The organism is Nitrospirota bacterium (assembly GCA_030645475.1).
Taxonomy (GTDB): Bacteria; Nitrospirota; Nitrospiria; order Nitrospirales; family Nitrospiraceae; genus Palsa-1315.
The window spans coordinates 189408-208980 of record JAUSMA010000015.1 but is presented as its reverse complement, the minus strand read 5'-3'; the positions used below and the strand labels follow the sequence as shown (position 1 = coordinate 208980).

General features: G+C 54.3%; 15 protein-coding genes and 1 pseudogene. 3 read left to right on the top strand and 13 right to left on the bottom strand.

Annotated elements, in window-relative coordinates:
• Positions 1-29: 29 nt before the first annotated feature.
• From Q7U76_04000 to Q7U76_03970, 7 genes are all read right to left on the bottom strand, one after another.
• Positions 30-1019 carry a replication initiation factor domain-containing protein gene (locus Q7U76_04000; GenBank protein ID MDO8355534.1) on the bottom strand — a complete coding sequence of 330 codons (990 nt, stop codon included), beginning with the start codon at positions 1017-1019 and terminating at the stop codon, positions 30-32.
• Positions 1020-1058: 39 nt separating this feature from the next.
• Positions 1059-1313 (bottom strand): helix-turn-helix domain-containing protein, encoded by a 255-nt coding sequence (locus Q7U76_03995; protein ID MDO8355533.1) that lies wholly within the window; start codon positions 1311-1313, stop codon positions 1059-1061.
• A 1410-nt stretch (positions 1314-2723) separates the two neighbouring features.
• Positions 2724-3098, bottom strand: coding sequence for a tetratricopeptide repeat protein (locus tag Q7U76_03990; GenBank protein ID MDO8355532.1), 375 nt, complete (start codon positions 3096-3098; stop codon positions 2724-2726).
• A 1827-nt stretch (positions 3099-4925) separates the two neighbouring features.
• Positions 4926-6596, bottom strand: coding sequence for a tetratricopeptide repeat protein (locus tag Q7U76_03985; GenBank protein ID MDO8355531.1), 1671 nt, complete (start codon positions 6594-6596; stop codon positions 4926-4928).
• Between the two features lie 166 nt (positions 6597-6762).
• Positions 6763-7410 carry a tetratricopeptide repeat protein gene (locus tag Q7U76_03980; protein MDO8355530.1) on the bottom strand — a complete coding sequence of 216 codons (648 nt, stop codon included), beginning with the start codon at positions 7408-7410 and terminating at the stop codon, positions 6763-6765.
• A gap of 5 nt (positions 7411-7415) precedes the next feature.
• A complete protein-coding gene (locus tag Q7U76_03975) occupies positions 7416-7892 on the bottom strand; it encodes a hypothetical protein (protein MDO8355529.1) in 477 nt (158 codons plus the stop codon).
• A 725-nt stretch (positions 7893-8617) separates the two neighbouring features.
• Positions 8618-9139 (bottom strand): dual specificity protein phosphatase family protein, encoded by a 522-nt coding sequence (locus tag Q7U76_03970; protein MDO8355528.1) that lies wholly within the window; start codon positions 9137-9139, stop codon positions 8618-8620.
• A 120-nt stretch (positions 9140-9259) separates the two neighbouring features.
• Here Q7U76_03970 and Q7U76_03965 point away from each other — a divergent pair, with 120 nt between their 5' ends.
• Both Q7U76_03965 and Q7U76_03960 read left to right on the top strand, forming a co-directional pair.
• Complete coding sequence (locus Q7U76_03965; GenBank protein ID MDO8355527.1) at positions 9260-9991, top strand: tetratricopeptide repeat protein; 732 nt, start codon at positions 9260-9262, stop codon at positions 9989-9991.
• Positions 9992-10101: 110 nt separating this feature from the next.
• A pseudogene (locus tag Q7U76_03960) lies at positions 10102-11172 on the top strand (IS30 family transposase).
• Here the strand turns inward: Q7U76_03960 and Q7U76_03955 are convergent.
• The 6 genes from Q7U76_03955 to Q7U76_03930 all read right to left on the bottom strand — a co-directional run bounded on the left by Q7U76_03955 (position 11166) and on the right by Q7U76_03930 (position 18196).
• The gene (locus Q7U76_03955) at positions 11166-12173 is read right to left on the bottom strand and encodes a hypothetical protein (GenBank protein ID MDO8355526.1); all 1008 of its coding nucleotides are present in this window, start codon (positions 12171-12173) and stop codon (positions 11166-11168) included. The pseudogene Q7U76_03960 and the gene Q7U76_03955 overlap by 7 nt on opposite strands.
• Positions 12174-12321: 148 nt before the next feature.
• Positions 12322-13311, bottom strand: a complete 990-nt coding sequence (locus tag Q7U76_03950; GenBank protein ID MDO8355525.1) for a hypothetical protein — start codon at positions 13309-13311, stop codon at positions 12322-12324.
• 1323 nt (positions 13312-14634) lie between these two features.
• Entirely contained in the window at positions 14635-15105 is a 471-nt protein-coding gene (locus Q7U76_03945; protein MDO8355524.1) for a thermonuclease family protein, read from the bottom strand.
• A gap of 670 nt (positions 15106-15775) precedes the next feature.
• Entirely contained in the window at positions 15776-17044 is a 1269-nt protein-coding gene (locus Q7U76_03940) for a Y-family DNA polymerase (GenBank protein ID MDO8355523.1), read from the bottom strand.
• Between the two features lie 7 nt (positions 17045-17051).
• Positions 17052-17483, bottom strand: coding sequence for a translesion error-prone DNA polymerase V autoproteolytic subunit (umuD, locus tag Q7U76_03935; protein ID MDO8355522.1), 432 nt, complete (start codon positions 17481-17483; stop codon positions 17052-17054).
• Positions 17484-17518: 35 nt separating this feature from the next.
• On the bottom strand, positions 17519-18196 hold the full coding sequence (locus Q7U76_03930) for an SOS response-associated peptidase (protein ID MDO8355521.1): 678 nt from the start codon (positions 18194-18196) through the stop codon (positions 17519-17521).
• A 1084-nt stretch (positions 18197-19280) separates the two neighbouring features.
• Here Q7U76_03930 and Q7U76_03925 point away from each other — a divergent pair.
• Positions 19281-19547 (top strand): hypothetical protein, encoded by a 267-nt coding sequence (locus Q7U76_03925; protein MDO8355520.1) that lies wholly within the window; start codon positions 19281-19283, stop codon positions 19545-19547.
• Positions 19548-19573: the final 26 nt, after the last annotated feature.

Sequence of the window (19573 nt, the reverse complement as noted above, 5' to 3'; positions counted from 1 at the left end):
CACAACCTGGGCACATCCGTGTCCACTCCTTAGATGGGACGAAGCACATACGGTCGCATATGCCGTCCCTCATGCAGCATGGCCAGGTGCCGGGTTTTCCATTTCTTGGAACCGGCATAGATCAACTCCTGGAGAAACTGTTCGCCCCGTCGGAAATACGCCAGAGCGAGCATGGCGCTGATCGACTGGCCCAGCCACTGGCAGATCTCATCAAAGGTCTGCTGGACCTTCTCGACGACGAGCCGGCAGCGTTTGAAGCCCTCGGTGAGGGTCTCCCACCAGGCCAAGAGCGGAGCCCGATACTTCTCCCAGGGTTCTGCCTCGCGGGTCGTCTCGCGGAAGTCGACATAGGAACGGAGAATCCCGACGAGGAACTCCCGCCAATCCTCCGGCGGGAGCGTGAGCAAGGCTTTGGCGCAGGCTTGCGCCCGGTCCTTTTTCAGCTCCAATTCCCACCGAACACCGAACTCCTTGGCTTCTTCACGGCCTTTCTGTTCGAGCTCCAGTCGCTTATCGTAGACGCGCAACATGGTTTGACTCTCCCGACTCCCGAAATAGAGCGTGTCGCCCGTCGAGGTGCCGGAGCGCAACGAGGACCCGGCAACGACCTTGAACTTCTGTGACCGGGTGACGGCCTGTCCGGCAACGACGGCCTCTTTGATCTGTGCGATGGAGACCCCCGCCACCCGATCATCCAGGGCCACATCCATGCGGGTGATGTGGCCCCCACGGGCAAAGACCCAGGTCAGGACCGAGCGGATCTTGTCTTCGGCCCAGGTGGAGACAATCCCCGCAGAGAGATCGACGTGAACTTCTTGAGCATTGCGAGGGGCCCCCGTCCCGAGTTTGCCCACGCCATGGCGGCCTTGGTTCGTGAGCCAGCAGGTGGGATAGCCACGAAAGCCCGTCGTCGTTTCGAACCACTCGCCACCGACCACGAGACGCATCTCGTCGACCGTGGCCTGAGGGACGGTAAACGCGAGCCAATCGATGGTTTCTGTAAAGTTGTGGTCGTCCATAAACAGTCCTCTTACTCCTCTGCTATAGAAGCCCCCGTTTTACCGATCGGGGGCGTTTGGCTGCGCGCGCCGCCGGCTGGCGCCGCCGGTCGCGCGCTGCAGTGCCATCACTCTCAGGTTTGGGCGGATGCTCTTCTGTTGCATCACCCGCCGTACGTCCTCCAAGTCGAACCGCACCATGCGGCGAAACCGCACGATCGGAATCTCCCCATTCCGATAGGCACGCCGAATGGTTTTGATACTGACCTGCAGAAGGGCCGCGAGTTCATTCGTCGTAAGCCATGTTTGCTTCATTCGACTCCTCTTCAGCGCAACAGGCAGCATGGCCGAGACCATACTGATGTCATGATTAGGTGGAAAGAGACCCTGCAGGGGACAGGAGAGGTCATGAGAGGTCACTAAGGGACATCATTTGGTGAGTTGTCTTGCAGCGAGCATGGCGGGCTACAAGCAGCAGCTTCGTCCAGTAGATTAGTATTACGAATTTTCTTTAATCAGAAACACCAGGCCTGATGCAAGGATTCGCGCTTGAGCTGAAATGTAGTTGTGAGAAGAGAGGAAGAGAAATGGGTACTAATGAGTGATAATTGAGAACAACGAGCTGAATCGATGAGCAGTTTTTAGAAATTATTTATCAATAGGGCTGAAAAATCTGTCGAGTAGAGCCGAGTGGGCTCTGCATGAATAAATGAAACCGTTCTCACAGCACAGAAGGAACAAATGGAAAAGGAGAAAGGTAGCCTGGGTGTTTCGCGGGAAGACCATAACCCAATGTTTGGTTCTTGGAAGTGAATGATAGGCAAGCTACTCTACTTTTTCAGCTTGGCCTAGTCCATGGGATGTGACGTGGCTAAAAGACTAGAGATCCGATGATGAGGAAGGGCAGTGGCAACAATCTCTCTCGTGGCACTGCTGTGTAGCAGAGAGTACTTTTGTGTAATCTCGTAATTCGGCACCGAACCCTAGGGGCAGAAGTTCAACGATGACCGCTATCGGCCAAGTGCGGAAGTTCGGCGCCGAGATCGTACCGACATAAAGCGGTCCTGATCCCTGTCGCATTAACGCCTCAGCGTGAGCCGCGCCACTCCTCAGGCGTCGGCTCCACGCTGTTATTCGGCAGTCTTTGGCAACCTCGTGGCGGAGGATAGGCGCTACCATCGCTTGAAGTTGAAGTTCCTCCTGGTGACCGAGATCCGGCACCCCACTGCGCTCTTCGCACTCGTCGTGTTCTCGATGCGCCGCACGATTGCGCGCGCCGCCTTCCCAAATCGACACGCGGGGCTCACCGCGAGTGCGCAAAGCGACACAAGAGAAACCCTCAGATGCCTTCACGGAGTGTCCGGAACATCTCCCGCACTTCGTCATCCGTGACGAAGTCATGCTGGACGGGTGTCCGGTCCCGCCAGTACCCGCTGCCCTCCTCCAGATTCCGCGATCCCTCTTCCCGCTCGGCGATATCCTCGTCGAGCAGCTCAATCTGATACTTAACATCGAGGCCGTACTCATTGCGGAGCTTGTCGAGCGACTCCCGCAGCCCCGTCAGCTCATCAACGGTCGTGCAGGACTTCGAGCGTGTCGCCGTCGAGGATACGGACTACCTCGCCTTGATACTCAGAGAAAGCGACAGCAAAAGAGGGCGTCAGGAGAGCTAGTAGCACAACGAGAGGCCATTGGTACGTCATAGGTCGCAACCACACGAGGGGCTCAATCGGGTATCGGAACATCGGGAATCGGAACACCGGGCAAACCTAAATTCTCAGCCGATTTCTCCCACCACTGCCGCGCCAGTTCATGATCCTGTGGAACGCCTACCCCTTCGGAATACAGCCAGCCGAGTTTAAACTGCGAACGGGCGAAGCCCTGGGCCGCCGATTTCTCCCACCACTGCCTCGCCACCACATAATCCTGTTGGACGCCCACTCCGTCGGCATACAGCTCTCCGAGATCGAACTGTGCCTCTGCGTTACCCTGAGCGGCCTGCGTCTCCAGCTTTTGTAGGTCTGAGGCTGCCTCCGTCGAATCAAGCGCACGCTCAGGAACTTGCGTCATCGGTGGAAGCTTCCACTTTACATCTGTCATGACAGATTTATGTGAAACATCCATCAACACTGTTGTCAATACGACGACTATGGCAACAACTAATCCTATGGCTAGTCCGGCAATTCGCTCAGGAGTTAGAAGCTTTCCCCCTTCAGTCGCCGCGCTGGCAGGTTGTTTGGGATGGGGATCTGCCTTCTCTTCGCTCCTCTCTGTAGCTCGGTGCCAGTCTGGCTGTTTAACGTCCCATTTCTCATTTCGCTCAGGATCATAGCGGAATGTTGTCCGACATGAGGGGCAAGTCACTATTCCAGTAGTCGTAGCGTTTACTCGGAGTACCGAATTACATACCGAGTTGGGACATCGAGTAGTGCGGGCTTCTTTTCCTGACGTTTTGTACTTGTGCTGCTCGTTCCGTGCGCGGCGGCTGCGGAGCCCTTCATCATACCGTTGCTTCAATGACGGGTTACTGAGCGTGTCGAAGGCTGCATTAAGTTCCTTGGTCTTCTGTTCTGCCTTCGGCAGAATCTTGGGGCTATGTTGAAAGCGGTCGGGATGCCAGACTTGTAAAAGCAGTCGGTGGGCTTGCTTGATCTCCTCGGGAGTCGCTGATTCAGGGACTTCCAGAATGGAGTAGTAGGTCTCCACGCTAGAATCTTAATGCAATGGACATAAGGGACTCATAGTGTGCGCCAGTGTAGAAGGGCACGGATCAAACCACAAGATGGTACGTTTGGGAATACGTGTATTGATTGGTGGGAGGGTGTCACAGGAAAGTACTGTACATAAGCATGAAAGCTTCGCTTGTCTGAAATTCGTGATCGGCCCATACTCTTATGCGCTCATCACACCCTGGGAGGCTCGCAGTGAAACCCTTCGCTCTCATTACCCTCTGTCTGTTTCTGCTTGGCGGCTGCGCCTCACACGGTACTTGGTCGAAGTCAGACCGTGGGGCCTGGATAAATTTAGACGAACTAATTGGGAGCCATGAGCAGGCCTACTATGTAAAGCAATGGGGCGAGCCTGTGTCCCAGCATGAGGTCACGTTTAGCGACGGTAATGGAAATGTATCAGCTGATGGGAAAGACCTGCTTTGGCTATGGAAAGCGAACGGCACAGGACTTTCGGACCAAGCAGGGCAAGGATGGGAGATATACCTCACGTTCGATAAGCGGCAGTCTTTTCGCAACTGGCGCATTGGTGGGTATCGATCTACGTTGACGGTTCCCGACGTGATTGCTGCCACTCGGAAGTTTGAGTATCGGGTTGGGCAAGAATTACTTGGGGAACTGGGTCTTTTGAAAGAGCAGCACGGTATTGCTAGTAACAGATATGACTACCCATCGGCCAATCAGGTAACAAGAGAGATTGACTCAAGGATTGACTCACTGAACGAGCAACACGGCCTCGCGGGTCCAAATTGGCGAGGATGGGAAATTAACAGACATCAGGACATTGCGCGAGTAGTCGCCAAAGCAACATTTGGTGCGGATACCGCTGCGCGAAATCTCCATAGCAGATTGGCCACAGATACCGAGATTCTTGGATGGCTAGAAGAGCAGTCTAAAGCCACCAATAGTTCTAGGCCGCGACAGCGCTCACCTCAAGGCGCACCTAATCCAGGAACTCCCGACTCAGGACAGGGAGGACTTGCCGGAGGAGGATTCCTTGGAGGATACACGCCGAATGCGTATGGGCCAGGTATGAATGCGGATGCGACAGGTAGGCCATTCGTGTGGCAACCTGACTTTGGTGGTCCTGCGCTTGGTCAGATCACGCCGAATGCATACGGGCCAGGGATAGGCATGGATGCTACAGGTCGTCCAGTGAGGCCAGCGTGCCCACCTGGGTGGGCAGGACCGTGTTAGGTCATTGGGGGGTAAGGCCTAGCGCCACCATTATGTTACGCTCCATATGCGTCCAAATCGCAGTAATTAGGTCGCGACGTAATGGGTTTATTTCTTCCTTCTTAAGCCGCTCGGCAGCGTCCATCAGCTCACCATAACTCTGGTCTCCTGCAGCTCTGCATATTTCCTCAATCTTGCCCACGATAGCGTTTTGCAAAGCATGGTCATTTAATCCAGGATATGCCGCAATTGCTGTTTCTCGGTGTGCTTCCAGGATGCTCTTGGCTTCATGCCTCAGGGCGAATCTGGGCGGAATCCCTCCATCAATCCACCTGACAACATTCCCGATAATCATAGTGGCACACCAAGCAATACCGAAGGCTGCAATTCCTCCCCGAATTCCCCAGCCTGCCAATCCGACAAGTGTGGCGATCCCCTTTAGAACCCAAGGATGCAGAAAGGTTATCAAGATGTCCGTTGAAATTTTCTGAGCGGCTCCCAATGGTTGTTTCACGTTGGCTCCCGCTCCGGCTGCGCCAGAACTGTCTTGCCTTGTCTTTTCCGGTTTACATTTTCTGATAACACGAGATGGGCTAACAGAGATGATCCTGACCTCGCCTGAAGCCTCTACGCAATACAGTCGATTCCAGTATCCACCAAGAATATCGTTATCGTATTTCGCGGAGTCAGTAATATAAACGCTATGGTTTAATGTAGATGCTAAATTTTGGGCTCTTGATAGGGCTTCCTTCCAACTTTTTACGGTAATTCTACTGTGTGACCCGAATTTTTGGATAAATCCAACGGATTCTATGCCGGTTTTGGCCTCAGGGTCAGAAATTCTGAAACGGTCTTGAGCCCAGTACTTCCGAAGATGCGCATTGTAGAAACCTAGTGGCCAAAGGAGGATCACCACAGCATCAGAAGCCATAATCTGATAGGGAGCTGGCTTCTTCTTGTTGAAGCGGAGCCAGAAAAGCCCACAAATTATGTAGGTGCTGATCCCGGCACCGACAACAAATATAGCAAGTTGCCATCTGCGTTCAGCAGACAAAGGCCCATATTCTCCTGACGCAGTTACCGTGAGTTTCCCTTCTTCTCGTAGCATTTCATCCAGCTGAGCTGATGACATGGGTTTCCAGCTTCGGGAAAACTCTTCTAGTTGTGCTACTTCGTCGGTAGTCAATTCTTGGCCGACAGCCTGTATCGCCTCTTCATGTCCCTGCCTAGCGGCCAACCGATACCACAGCCCTGATATTTTTTCGTCCGTTTCGACTCCAAGCCCTGAGGTGTAGTACTGACCCAGGCGAAATTGAGCCTCTGCAACTTCTTGTTCCGCCGCCAATCGGTACCAGGAGGCAGCTTTGGTGTAGTCCAGCTTGACCCCTTCCCCCCGTTCATACATCTGCGCCAAGGCAAGCTGTGCTTCTGCCTGTCCCTGGGCCGCGGCTTTCTTCCACCAATGCCGCGCTTGAGCATAGTCCCGGGGCACACCCTGACCTTTAAAATACAGCCAGCCGAGGTTGTACTGGGCGACGGCATGTGCCTGCTCAGCTAGCGGTCGCCATTCACTCAAGGCAGTTGCGTAGTCGCCACTCTTATAGGCGTCATTGTCTGCTTGGAGGTTGGCCCATGCGGAAGTGGCAAGACAGATGATTGAGAATGCAAGGGCGATGGCGCGAACAAGAATCATGGACCGTTCACCCTCGGTGATTTCAGTTACTCACGCGAAAAGCTAGGGCGTTCGTGTCGAGGAGTCAAGGCAATGCCTCAAGTCTGTCAACCCAATTTAGAAATGTCCGCTTTCTCCGCAAGTAGAAATGTCAGGTTTAAGGTTGCGCAGCGGAGGTAGGAATATTTCATTCGATGTTAAGATTCCGTGCCCACTCTTTTGAAAACAGATAATCAAGTTGTACTGGTGACAGTGCCTTCCATTCTTTGACTTGGCGCTGTGCTTCGGCAACCTGCGCCTTCGTCATTTGCTGGGCCAGTCGAGCCAAGTGAAACAATGCGTCTTCCTGTCCTAGTCGTGCAGCAAGATGAAGCCACACCAGCGCTTCCACCGTATCCCTCTTAACACCTTTTCCAGTCACATACAGCCGGGCTAGACGGAATTGTGCGTCCGGGTGACTACCCTCAGCCGCCCAACGGTACCAATAGACCGCCTGGGACATATCACGGGGCACGCCTTTGCCACGTTCGTACAGTAATCCCAGGTTAAATTCAGCTATTTCATCTCCCTGTTCTGCGCTCTTCCGAAACCATTGAGCAGCGGTTTGGTAATTCCGTTTTACACCTTCGCCCTCCAAGTACATAACCCCCAGTAATAACTGGGATTGAGGATGACTTTGCTCTTCGAGGGGCTGGAGTTGCTTGAACGCTTCAGTGAAATTCCCATTCTTGTAGGCAATAAGGGCTGTATCAAAGTTCGCTAAGACTGGCGAACTGGTCGAGAAAATGGACCAGCAGCCGATGATAATCGAAAGGTGCCAGTGACGGATTGCCATGTTAATCATTTCTCCTGCTGAGAAAGGGTCTCGTGCCATCTATATCGGTCAAGGCAGCTGAGGTAGTTCTGCAAGGCACGGACCGTCTGACAGACGACCCGCTCATCCTGCCGTGTTCGCCGTGCCAAGTTCTTCCATGCATACGCTGCTTGCCGTTGTCTTCGGGTAAGCTCCTTTACCCAGCCATCCATAATGCGGTCCTGCGGTTCATCAGTCTCAGTGATACTGGGGAAAGAGTACTTTCTTAAAAGATACAAGGAAAGGTCATCCGCCCGTTGCTGGAAGAGTTCTTTGAGGAACTTTGCTTGATTCATTGAAACGCTCAGGAGTAATTGTGTGCGTTGTCCCCGGGTCCATAGGGGCCACGGCATCCCTGAGAGCACGGCCACCGCTGCTTGATTCGGTTCAATGCCCGGTCTTTGGGAGACAAACCACACCACCCCTGGAAAACTAAGGAGTGCCAGGTATTCATCGACCTGCATTAGTGAACGGACTCTATCGTTTCGGGCAGGGTCTTTGTGCGTGAGCCCCTGAACCCTGTTGAGGGTTAACTCCGATTCAAGCTCGGCGTCGTAGAGGCCTCCATTGCAGGGCTTCTGAGTAATACGTTCAAAGACTCCCTCACGAAGTAAGGGGCTGTCAGGGGAGAGTCGATAGTCGAGGGGCATAGCCGGTGTCCCGCAATGAGTCGTAAATGGTATGCCTTACGGCGTCACCTTTCAAGGGACTGCCCCCTCCTTGCTTTTCGGTAGATCCACGGCGGCACCGGCTGCGGATCAGCCCATAAGCCTCTCCGCCCCTCTCGCGCTTCGTTCTCTAGCCCCTCCAGCACCGTATCCCCTGGCGCATACTTCCGATACCACCAGCACCAGCCCTACTTGACGAGTTCCTGATTCAAGTTCATGCCGTCGGGCAGGATCACCTCCCCAATGGTTCGCTCGTACTTGTCGTGGCCGTGGGGCTGGATGGTCACATCTTTCCCGAAGGCAATGTCAGAGGCGGTTTGCTTCGCTCGCTTGCCGTAGGCCTGGCCTTTCTCTGGGGAATCGATGCCACTGAGGCGGATGTGTTCAGGTTGGTGGTTGTGTAGAAATTCGAAGGTATCGCCGTCGAGGACGGCGATGGCGAGGCCACAGAGAAGTTCATGGCAATTGACGCATAGGCGTTAGCTCAATACCTCATGAAGCAGATCGAGCGTGAATGAACCCTATTTTAAAAAATGAGCTAGCAGCTTTTCCAGGTCCTCTTGACGTGCATTTCCATAGGCTACAGCCTCCCAAGGGTCTCTGCCGAGTGCGATCATTTTAGCGATGGCATCTTGGATGGAGAGGCCGTGATGGCTGACCAGCCAGGCTGCCAAGACATGACCTGTTCGTCCTAGCCCGGCCAGACAGTGGACGACAACCTTTTGTTTGCGTAAAGCAGAATCTTCCAGGAAATCCAAGATGCAGCGCAGAGTGCTTAGGTCGGCGTAATGTAGTTCCTTGATTGGAGCCCAACATACATTGGCTTCACCGAATTGCTCATGCAATTGAACTAAAAGGCCTCCCGGTAGGCTGCTAAAGTCTTGTAACTGGTCTGGCGGAAGTAGGCACACTACACGTTGAATACTTTCAGCCAATATGCACTCTATCCACGCTTTAAAGCCAGCCATATTGGTTGGCGGAGCAATGGTAGCGAATACAATAGGGTCGATGATTGACGGTTTAGTTAGGTTAAAGATATTCAACTGAGTAGTTGTCCTCGGCTATTCCCTGGCGCATACTTGATAAATTAATTTCATGAGATGGAACTTGTAATATAGCAAAACGTCAGTTCTCTAACCTGCACCTCGGAAACGAAAGCCAACATGCAGACCGCCTTTTGGATTCTACTCGCTGCCGTAGCGACCTGGTTTGTGCTTGGATGGTTTGGCGGTCCCAAGTGGACGGCTAGAGCGTTGCTTTTCGTCTACAACACCTTTAAGCACAAGGGCCTCACCGAAGAGGAGTGCCTTTATGAGATGTTTATCAGCAGGGGGATCTGGAAGACATTACCACCGACATTCTTAAAAGCACTGTCAGTCCGGCTTGGCAGTAGAGAAATGGTAGTAAGATTTATCATCCTTTGTGAGCGAACAGGAATTCTCAGAAACAATATCTGTTCCCTTTCAAAACTTTACGTTGCGCTCGCCAATAATCCAGATTTTACGGTTGACACATGGCTTGGCACAGCAGCACTACCACTTATTCGCTATGCCAATGCGATGGCTAATGCAGATCAGCTGCAACCGGCCAAGATGGCACTTGAACTAGCACTACTTCTCCATCCCAGAGCATATACGGCATGGTCTACCATGGCACTGGTGCTGTTCAAGTTGGGAGACTACAGGGCTGCCGCAGAATGGGCGGGAAAGGTTCTTAACTTCAATCCTGACGCATGTTCTGATGAACCCCTGGAAAGAGCAGCAGCTGCTATTCTGGCTCCCGGTGGTGAGGAGAAGATTGCGGCAATGTTAGGCGAAGAACCAGGAATGGAAAATTCGTGGGACAAAATTCAGCAACAAATGAAGGCTATTATCGAAGCATCGAAGACTGTTTAACGCAGTTTCAAGTCTTGTGAATTCTTTACGCAGCTGTTTAGTTAAGGCAGGGCGCGCTCAAACACCAAGTGCAACATATTTGGGAGAATATGTTTGGGAGAATATGTTGCATGGGAAACATCTACACGCAGTTGAGTGTTCACGAACGCACGATGATCCACACGCAACTGGAGAGGGGCCTCACGCCGGCGGCGATTGCCAGGGGGCTGAATCGTTCGGCCTCGACGCGGTCTCGCGAACTCCGTCGCAACGGTTGGACTCGACCGACCACGCGCCGCGTCCCCGGACGACCTCCAATCGCCGGCGGCTACCGGGCCGCGGCGGCCCAGACGCGCGCCCACGCCTGTGCGGTCACCCCGCGTGTGGTGCGTCGCTTGCGACCCGACACCGCGTTGTAGGACCAGGTCACCCGCTACCTGAAGGCCGGCTACTCGCCCGAGCAGATTGCGGGTACACTGGCGGGTGTGCATCCGGATACGCCCTCGCTGCAGGTGTCGCACGAAACGATCTACACCGCCATCTACGCCATGCCCCGTGGCGCCTTGCGGACGGACGTGATCGGCTGGTTGCGCTTCGGCCATGCCAAACGGCGCCCCCGCGCGCGAGGCGACGATCGGCGGGGACGGATTCCTGACATGGTCAGCATTCATGACCGGCCGCCGGAGGTGGAGGAACGGCTGATCCCGGGGCACTGGGAAGGCGATCTCATCAAGGGGGCGCAGAACCGCTCGGCCGTCGGGACGCTGGTGGAGCGCACGACCTTGTTCACGGTGCTGTCCAGGATGGACAATGCCAGTGCCGAGGCGGCGCTGAGCGGATTCAGTCATGTACTCAATCGGATTGAGGCGCAACAACGGCTGTCGCTGACGTACGATCAGGGCCGGGAAATGGCGGCGCATCAACGGCTGACGGACGCCACCGGGGCGAAGGTCTACTTCGCCGATCCGCATAGTCCTTGGCAACGAGGCATCAACGAGCACACCAACGGCCTGCTGCGGCAGTATCTGCCCAAGGGCCGCGACTTGAGTGGCTTCACGCAGGAAGAGCTGGCCGCGATAGCCTGGAAGCTGAACACCCGGCCACGCAAGTCGCTGGGCTTCAAGTGTACCGCAGCGTTGTTCACCCCGGATGCGTTCGATTTCAGGCAGCATCAAGCTGCGCTTTTTGCACTTGGTCATTGAAACCGCCAAGCGATTAACGCCCAAACTATTAGTAAGATGATTGCCATAAGCCCTGGCCATAGTTTTTCGGAAAAATAGCCTTGAATTTTCCATATGATGCCGAGCCGGTCAAGTACATACATTGCCGTTAGAAGTACTGCTAAGATTGGAAGCGCCCACCCAGGGCTTAAAAAGAACATTCCCGCGAGTCCTGGACCAAGAAGACCTAACGGGATCATACCGAAGATAGAAGCGAACAAAAGATTCGACAGATTACGCGGGCTATCCCTCCAATTATAGACGACGAATCCCGTCGAGGTAATTGCCTGCGCGATCCCAACCCACCAAATGGCTATTTCGGCGCTAACCGAGTAGGTCGTTGTTAGATACCAAACCCAAAAGTAACCAGAGAGTCCAAGAAGGAATGCGATGCCAATAACGATGGAAATACCGTCAAAAAAATAGGTTGGGACTCGCCGTATGCCAGTTCTGTAATAGTATCTATCGAAAAAAATATCTTCCTCGGGGGCGATCGCAGCTTCAGTAACGTCTGCATACTGGATTCGCATCTGTGGTCCGTTCTCACAGTATTCTATCGTTTCGCAGCTGGACGAAAAACATTCAACAACCTTTACGCTTAAGTAGCCTTTCATGCCTGCTGCCTTTGCTTTCTCCTCCGAATCCGGCATGCCAAGCAATCGTATTCTGACCCACTTGTTCTCTTCAAGAGATTGCCTAGCTAAATACCGCATGATTACTGAATTGACGGATCGTAGGGCAATCTCTGGCTTTTTACGGTACAGCGGCAATCCTGATTCAAAGCGTTGGATTAACAAAGAAAGCGCAAAAAGGGCTGCTAGGATAGTGGAAATGAGGGGAAGCCATACTGGAAGTACTTCACTTAAGGCAGTTGCGTAGTCGCCATGGTTGTAGGCATCCAAGGCCGCTTGAAAATCAGCCCATGCGGGCACGGCGAGACAGAGGATCAAAAGCACGAGAGCGATGGGGAATCTTAACGACATAAGCACCTCACAAGGTAGGCACTCTAGAAGGCTACGGGCTAAACCTGCAAGGCAGGGCGCAGGGAATAACGTGTATTGTTCGGTGGGAGGGAAATCACAGGAGAAGGACCGCGCATAAACATTGAAGATTCGATTGCTATAAGATTCGTCACGGCCCAACACGACGGATGCGGTTGTTGAAATTGTCTACGATTAGCAGACTCCCTGCCGCATCTATGGCCACGCCAGAAGGGTTCCACAGCTGCGCTGCGGTAGCCGTAAGATTGTCTCCGTTAAAGCCAACTGTGCCCGCACCGGCAACCGTAGTGATGATGCCAGTCTGTGCATTCACTGAACGAATGCGATTATTATATTGATCCACAATCAGCAAATTTCCTGCCCCATCTATGGCAACACCAGAGGGGTTCCAAAGTGCGGTGGCGGTGGCTGGGCCGCCGTCGCCACTAAAGCCTCCAACCCCATTTCCTGCGACTGTCGTGATTATGCGGGTGAGGAAATCGACACGGCGGATTCGATGATTCTGTGTATCGGCAATGAAGAGATTCCCTGCCGTATCCGCAGCGACGGCCAAAGGGGTGAACAGGCTTGCGGTGGTGGCCACTATTCCATCTCCGTTGTAGCCTTGGAACCCCCTACCAGCAACGGTGGTGATAATGCCCGTTTGGAGGTTAACCTGGCGGATGCTGTGATTCTCCGTATCAGCAATGTAGAGAACGCCATGCCAGGCTACGCCCCATGGCCTCCATAGCTGTGCAGCAGTAGCCGCGCCCCCATCCCCGCTAAAGCACGTCGGACCAACGCAACCTAGAGATCCTGTGCCCGCCACAGTGGTGACGATGCCCGTCTGGGCATTCACCTGGCGGATAAGGTTACTCCCCTGATCCGCAATGTAGAGATTGCCCAAAGGGTCCAAGGCAACGTTGCGAGCCCCCATGAGTTCTGTCCCTGCCACTGTGGTGATAATGCCGCTCTGAGCATCTACCCGTCGGATAGTGGCATTCGCGATGAGGAAATTTCCTCCCGCCTCTACGGTAACGCCCCATGGCCCATACAGCTGTGCGGAAGTGGCCAGTCCTCCGTCCCCGCTGGCTCCTTGAACTCCTGTCCCAGCAACGGTGGTGATAACGGCCTGTCTCACCTCAATTGATAGATCACGGGTGCCAACCTGCCCATTTGAATCTCGAACCTGAAGCCTGAACGGGTATGTACCTATAACTGTTGGAGTGCCCCGCAGTGTCGCTGCGGGTGTCCCACTGCTCAGAAAAATGCCGGTCGGCAAGGCCCCGCCAATCACTGACCAAGTATACCCCGCATTGCTGCCTCCAGCGGCTTGAACGGGCTGGCTATAGCCAAGCGTGGCCGCTGTTACCGCAAAGCTGGTGGTGGTGATTGCAGGGGCTGAGGCTGCTGGGGTAGGGGGTGCTTGGGATGTGCTATCTCCGCCACCTCCGCAGGCAGCAGTCAGGCAGAGCGCGAACGCGACGACACAACCGGCAAGACGCATCATATAGTTTCCTATCGTTTTCATGGCCAGCTAGCCAAAGCCAGACATCGTAACCCTCTCCCCGAATGGGCGCACCATGCGCCTTTGTCATGAGCAAAGCGAGTAATCTTTCGTAGGGGAATAGGGGCCCCGCAGGGTTTGCCAGTGTGGACTTGTAAGGGGCAAACCTGCGCGTCCTTAGTGGCACAGAAGCCCCCTCTCATCACCCCGGCTAGTTGAGCCAGTGCGACTTCTATCTGACCTTTGAGTTATACGACAAAGACAATTTTTTCTTGATAGGTCTAATCGGGCCTAGAGAAATACTGAACGTCATGCAAAAGGGGACAATACAAGAGACGACAATAGAGGGGATTGTAGAGAAAGTAATTCCGAGGCAAATGGCGCGACGCACGGCAACCATAAAACGCCGAGTCGTTTTCGATAAATGCGAGTAAGAACTTTATCGGCATTTGAAGCCGCACTGCTACGGCGGTAGTTTTAGTTTTCATAAATTTCTCCCAACCTTGCTACGGCACTCGCTTCACCTGATACCCACTGGCCACACGCGAGGGGTGGGGGAACAAGGGTGGCCCCCAGGTGGGTGTGCATGAGCGGCCTCGACGCTTGCAAGGAAACAGGTGTTATCCCAGTGTTAAGAAGAGCGGCAAACCTGGCAGAAATGAACCGACGAGCAACAAAGAGAACCAACTCACCATCCCCGCCACTGGAGCGGGAGGAGAAGTGGATTGCCCAATCATCAAGGACTTAGGCAACCCCCTCCGACACAATCCCGCCTTCGGCACTAACTTAAGACGCAAGTGCTGCTGTGAACGTTCTTTCTTTTACACCCCGTGGGATCCCGATGGCGCCGTTATTCGATTGGCCCACCTGATAGCGGTCGGTCGTGGACTTCGGGTTTGGGTCGATAGCTGATACTGACTGCCAGGTCGAGACTGAACTACTACAAATACGTTGGTCTCAACGGCTTTTCTTCCGCCACTCCCACGGCGGCACCGGCTGTGGATCAGCCCACAAGCCTCTCCGCCCCTCTCGCGCTTCGTTCTCTAGCCCCTCCAGCACCGTATCCCCAGGCGCATACCTCCGATACCACCAGCACCAGCCTTGCTTGACGAGTTCCTGATTGAGGTTAATACCATCCGGCAGGATTACTTCCCCGATAGTGCGATTGTACTTGTCGTGACCGTGAGTCTGGATGGTCACGTCTTTCTCGAATGCGAGCTCTGATGCCGCTTGCTTGGCTCGCTGGCCGAAGGCCTGCTTTTTCTCCGGACAGTCGATGCCGCTGAGTCGGATGCGTTCAGGGTGTTGGTTGTGGAGCACTTCGATGGTGTCGCCGTCGAGGACGGAAATAATGTGGCCAGAGAAATCGACAGCGAAAACGGAAGCGGCCTGAAAGAGTGTGAGGAGCACTGCCCAGACAATGACCATAGGGCATAATGTTAGCAGCTTTGCGACATCGTGGCGAAGCGAGCAGCTATTTTGGCTTCAAGTGTATGCGGATTCGCCACCAGGTAAACTCCCTCGGTGTGACAGATGCCACTCCGACAAGACAAACAACCTGGCGGTTGAGTATGTCGGCTGAAGTCATCGTCGTCTGATCACACCTGACAGCAAACGCCTCCGTCAGGCTTTGGCCTTGCAACATCCCTAACGCCCATAATGCGCAAAGGTGGCCGCGAACATGTCTGGCAACCATTTCCCATAGAGGTGGCGCGTGGTGAGGTTCGTAGATTAGCCATGACAGCTCGGTTTCGCACCAGGCTTGGAGCAGTTCCCGAGTGAGGCTCGCGCTGATGCCTGGCGTGGTGTGGTTTCCCGTTTCAACTTCTTCAATCGCCACAGACCTGTTCATAGTGTTGCCTCGTAGGTTAGAGCTGGGTCCAGTACCTCTCTAATAAGGGCTCTTTCAGCAACCCTCATGCCGAGCGTGTAGAGGGCATCAAGGTGTGGAAGTTCGTGAATTTTCTATGAGCAAGTTTCTTGTGTCGGTATGGGCGTGTATCGGGACAGATACTCAGACGAAAAAAACGATACAGGAAGAAGTGAGTAGTGGGTAATTACAAGGGAGGAAGTGGTCTTACTCGATGAGATAGAAGACTCAGGCCGTCACGACTGGCAGTTGATCCCAATTGGTCGTGTAGGCGGGTGAACGGTGGTGACAGTGCGTCTGCCAGGCTTGCGTCAATCCATTCGACGCATAATCCAGCGTCCCGGCTCCCCAGCGATCATTGATCGCATCCAAAGCCGACATCAACCGTTTCGACTTGGGACGATCCTGCCGGTCGAACAGATCCGGCTGCACCTGGTCGGCTGGCACGAGGGCTGTGCACATCACCCCCGCTTTCTTATAGCGATAGCCGTCCCGATAGATGTGGCGCAGTCCCTTCAATGCAGCCCTGATGAGTTCCGAGGTCGAATCCGTGCCAACCGGCAGTTCACAGGTTACCGAGTTGCGATACTGTGGCTCATCTGTGAAGGCGTTCGTCATGATGAACACGGTCAGCACCGTGGCCGCCAATCCTTCATCCCGCAGCTTCTTCGCGGCACGAGAGACATAGGACGACACCGCCTCTTCCATCTCGGCGAGCGTACTGACGGATCGGCCAAAGGCCCGTGAGCAGGTAATCCCTTGCTTGGGCGGGGGACAGTCTTCAAGTATGAGGCAGGACTGGCCTCTGAGTTCAGCCACCACTCGCAGGCCGACCACACCCAGGTGCTTCCTGATCCAAGGCTCGTCCGCCTCGCGCAACTGCAGGGCCGTCGTGATCCCGCGCTGCGTGAGCAGACGCACAGAGTTCGGCCCGATTCCCCAGACATCTCCCACCGCCACTCCATCTAAGAGGGCCTCCCGGTCCTGACAGGCCAGCAGGTCGAACACCCCGTTTGTGTCCGCGGTCCGTTTCGCCACCCGGTTGGCGAGCTTGGCGAGCGTCTTCGTCTCGGCGATGCCGACCGAGACGGGGAGGCCCGTCCATTGCTTCACCGTCTTGCGGATCGTGCGCCCATAGTTCGTCAGGTTGCGTCGTTCGAACCCCACCAGACTCAAGAAGGCTTCATCGATGGAATAGATTTCGAGATCCGGGCTGAACTGCTCCAAGGTTTCCATCACTCGCTGGGACAGATCGCCGTAGAGCCGGTAGTTCGAGGAGAACACCTGTACGTGATGCGCGCGGAGCAGGGGACGAATCTGAAACTCCGGCACGCCCATCTTGATTCCGAGCGCCTTCGCTTCATTGGAACGCGCCACCACACAGCCGTCATTATTGGACAGCACCACAATCGGTTGCCCGGCTAACTTTGGATTGAAGAGCCGTTCGCAGGAGGCATAGAAGTTATTGCAATCGATGAGGGCAAAGACGGGAGGCATCGGACCCTCAGAGCGAGTGGATGACGTTGGTGACGACACCAAATATTTCAAAGGATTGCTGGGTCAGAATCTCAATCGGTTCATAGGCGGTGTTGGCTGGGAGCAGGCGCAGGATCTCGCCTTGTCTGAAGAGTCGCTTGACCGTCAGTTCGCCATCGAGCGCCGCCACGATCACATTGCCATCGACCGCGTCGAGCGACCGATCCACCACTAGCAGGTCGCCGGAGTGAATGCCCGCCCCGATCATGGAGTCGCCGGTCACGCGGACAAAGAAGGTGGCTGCTGGGTGCTTGATGAGATGACGATTGAGATCAAGCTTGCCCTCGATATAGTCGTCAGCGGGGGAGGGAAAGCCGGCCGGCAAGCGCCCCAGAAAGACGGGGAGGGCATAACGCGTCGAGAGATCGGGCGCGTAGACGGCATCCACATTCATCGGCATTGAAGACCTCGTAACAAAGAGGCCGTAGTGTAGCCCTACGCCGGAAGCGGTTCAAGGCAGTTTGGAGCCTCGTGCTTCGGGTTGTTCACGAGCGTACTGACGGGGTAGGCCTGGAGCTCTTCACTCGGATAGGGGCGAAGAAGTGCTTGCAGCGATGCGGTCTGCAGGACGGTCGGATCGAGCCACTGGTCGTAGGCTGTGGGGGCCAGAATCACCGGCATGCGGTTGTGAATCGGTTGCAGTAACTCGTTCGGCTCCGTCGTGAGGATCGTGCAGGATTCGATGGCCGCGCCTTCCGGAGGTTGCCACTGTTCCCACAAACCGGCAAAGGCAAAGGGACGGTGACTCTTCAAGCCGATCCACATCGGTTGCTTCGCCTTTCCCTGGACCTGCCATTCATAGAACCCCGTCGCAATCACCAGGCAACGCCGCGATTTGAACGCGGCACGAAACGAAGGTTTCTCCGCCACGGTCTCCGCTTTGGCATTGATGCATTGATGCCCGATCTTCGGGTCCTTGGCCCAGGAGGGAATCAGGCCCCAGCGTAACTGCACCAGCTGACGGGTCGTCGTCCCAGGCTCGATCCGGATCGCGGCGACTGGCTGTGATGGGGCAATGTTGTAGCGAGGCGTGAAGAATAGGGGAGGCACGGTGACGCCAAACTGTTCCGCGATCACCGCTGGCGAAGCCGTTTGGGTAAAGCGTCCACACATGGGGGCAACTTTATCATGGAAGCTTTTGAGGGTTCGATGAATCAGGAAGCCTGCAGATTAATGACGCATCTGGGCCTACCAACATATCAATCAGGTTGATCCCTGGAAGTGTCCGAAAAACAAGCAATTCCACTCCAAGAGCGGGATGATTTCTCGCTGGGAAAGGGGTATTCTGCGCCAGCAATAGTTGAGTAGCAACTCAGCCTATCTGGGGCTCGTTTCGGACAGAACGAACAGGGAAGGCAGGATCTCTGGATGAATCTATGATCGCAAGGCCGGATCCAAGATTTCAAAAATTTGCGAGTTAACCAAAAAAGTGAAAGAGCTTGAGTTTTAGTAGCCGAGAATGCAAATGACCAAAGAAAAAGTAGATTGGCGTGGGAATCCTTGGGCTGATCTAGTAATTGCAATGCTTTCGGTTAATAACTATTCGTTGATAAAAGTCTTCAACCTTTTTGAATCGCTTAAGGCCAATGACCTATTCGATCCATGCGGCTTCGCTTGCTGGAATCGCGAGGAAATCGCCCGAAGGTTAGTAGCAGCCGGATACGATCGAGGCCACGCTATGACAGCGATCTTTACGGATCGGTTGTCATCATTGGGCCAACTGGCCGATGAACTCGCGTCCAATGAGCGTATCCTTACGGACGGAACGAGAACGGAAGTAGCTGAGCTCCTCAAACGAGTAAGAGGTGTAGGACCAAAAGTATTGGATAACTTCTTTCTACTGAGAGGCTCGAACAACATATAAATCAAAGGCGAGTATGAAATTCGAGGTGGGTGCTTTCGCAGAGGGGAAAGCGTATTCTTCGTCCGCAGTTACCTAGCAGGCTGTTGACAAAGGCCGCCAGCGGCGTTCTCGCGGCGCGCAGAGGCTCAACGTACTGCCGAGAGTACGCTTCACCTCTCCGCTTGCTGCGGCCTTGCTGGACGGCCTTTCTGAACAGCCTGCGACGACTTCTGACAGCATCTGCAACTGTTCTGGCATGCGCATTTCTGCAGTGGCTTGGTAGTTTGTCAACAACCTGCTAGGTGCTGCTTCAGCCGCACATTTGATGCGTGCTTATAATTTGGAGAAGTAGATATGACCAAGAAAATCAAGGAGAAGAAGAGTTTCGGAACATTGAATGTAGATCACTTCAGTCCAGCATTACCGGCGGATATGCCCATAGCTACCAATGTCACCATTAGTTTTGAAGAAGCACTCAAGTTAAGCCTTGGTCTTGGACAGTTGCTAGGGCGACTTAATAGTTACAATCGCGCGACCACCAAGGGTAAGAAAAGCGCCGTAAACATCTGCCTATGGCCTGGGTCAAAGCGAATCACGATCAATGAAGGCTCAATAATGTGAACTCAATGGTCGCGTTTGACCCCGAA